This window comes from Sphaerisporangium rhizosphaerae, assembly GCF_042665155.1.
Taxonomy (GTDB): Bacteria; Actinomycetota; Actinomycetes; order Streptosporangiales; family Streptosporangiaceae; genus Sphaerisporangium; species Sphaerisporangium rhizosphaerae.
The window spans coordinates 1-1,807 of the sequence record NZ_JBHTCG010000083.1 but is presented as its reverse complement, the minus strand read 5'-3'; the positions used below and the strand labels follow the sequence as shown (position 1 = coordinate 1,807).

1 protein-coding gene and 2 pseudogenes are annotated in these 1,807 nt (G+C 70.8%); all 3 read right to left on the bottom strand.

Annotated elements, in window-relative coordinates:
- Positions 1-214 (bottom strand): annotated as a pseudogene (locus ACFQSB_RS40135) (sugar phosphate isomerase/epimerase); the annotation flags it as partial.
- 92 nt (positions 215-306) lie between these two features.
- Complete coding sequence (locus tag ACFQSB_RS40130; protein WP_380832595.1) at positions 307-1,491, bottom strand: Gfo/Idh/MocA family protein; 1,185 nt, start codon at positions 1,489-1,491, stop codon at positions 307-309.
- A gap of 14 nt (positions 1,492-1,505) precedes the next feature.
- A pseudogene (locus ACFQSB_RS40125) lies at positions 1,506-1,807 on the bottom strand (sugar ABC transporter substrate-binding protein); the annotation flags it as partial.

Below are 1,807 nucleotides of genomic sequence, written 5' to 3'. Positions count from 1 at the left end.
TGGAGATCGTCCACACCTTCAGCCCGTGCTTGTCCAGCACCTCCAGCTTGCGCGGAATGTAGGAGTCATCCGCCAGCGCCTTGTCGACCTCGAAATGATCCCCCCAGCACGCGATCTCCAGGCCGTCGTACCCCCACTCCCCGGCCAGACGGCACACCTCCTCGAACGGCAGATCGGCCCACTGGCCGGTGAACAACGTGATCGGTCGCGTCATGTCCGCTCTCCTACTCGGTGTCGGAATGCTCAAGCCCGCGCCGCGCGGGCGGTCCGTCCCCGGATCCGCCCGCGCGGCGCGCACGTGGGCGGTCAGGGGATGGGGGTCCAGCGGCTGTCGTTGGCGGCGCTGTCGGCGACCGCCTCCAGCACCCGTTGCACCCGCAGGCCGTCGGCGAACGAGGGCGCCGGGTCGGTGCCCTCGCCGATCGCCTCCAGGAAGTCCTTCACCTCGTGGGTGAAGGTGTGCTCGTAGCCGAGCCCGTGCCCCGGCGGCCACCAGGCGCCCGCGTACGGATGCCCGGACTCGGTGACCAGCACCCGCCGGAACCCCGCCTCCTCCGCCGCAAGCGTGTGATCGTGGAACCACAGCTCGTTCATCGACTCGAAGTCGAAGGCCAGGCTCCCGAGCTCCCCGTTCACCTCGATGCGCATCGCGTTCTTGCGCCCACTGGCGAAACGTGTCGCCTCGAACGACCCAACGGCGCCGCCGGAGAACCGGCCGAGGAACAGGGCCGCGTCGTCAACGGTGACCGTGCCGGTCTCCCCGGCGCCCTCGGAGGCGTCGGCGGCGAGCCCGGCCGACTCCTCGGCCAGCGGCCGCTCCTTGACGAAGGTCTCGGTGATGGCCGACACGCCCGTCAGGCTCTGCCCGGTGATGTACTGGGCGGTGTCCACGATGTGGGAGCCGATGTCGCCGAGCGCGCCCGACCCCGCCTTGTCCTTCTGCAACCGCCACACCAGCGGGAACTGCGGGTCGACGATCCAGTCCTGGAGGTACTGGGCGCGGACGTGCCGCAGTCGCCCGAGCCGCCCTTCGGCGACCCACTGGCGGGCGAGCGCGACGGCCGGGACCCGCCGGTAGTTGAAGGCCACCATGCTGCGCACGCCCCGCGCCGCGGCGCGCTCGGCGGCCGCGACCATCGCCTCGGCCTCGGCCACGGTGTTGGCCAGCGGCTTCTCGCACAGGACGTGCTTGCCCGCCTCCAGCGCCGCGATGGCGATCTCGGCGTGGGAGTCGCCGGGCGTGCAGATGTCGACGATCTGCACGTCGTCCCGCGCGACGAGGTCCTTCCAGTCGGTCTCGACCGCGGCCCAGCCGAGGCTCGCGGCGGCGGCGGCCGTGCGGTCGCCGGAACGACCGGACAGCGCGGCCATGACCGGGGTCACCGGCAGGTCGAAGAACGCCCCCACGCTGCGCCACGCCTGGGAGTGCACGCGCCCCATGAACGCGTACCCGACCATGCCGACCCCGTGTGCGGCACTGGTGTCAGTCACGAGAAACCCCCGAATCAGGATTCGAATCCGAGCGGCAGATACTTCTGCGCGTTGTCCTTGGTGACGGTCTCCGACGTCAGCGTGATCGACTGCGGCACCTGCTGCTCGACCAGGTCGCTCAGACCCTTGCCCTGGGCGATGAGCCGGGCCAGCTTGATCGCCGAAGCCGCCATCGTCGGGCTGTAGGTGACCGTCGCCTTCAGCACACCAGAGTCGGCCGCGATGTCGCGCATCGCGTTCGCCGACCCCGCGCCACCGACCATGAAGAACTCGTCGCGCCCGGCCTCCTTCACCGCCGCCAGCACACCGATGCCCT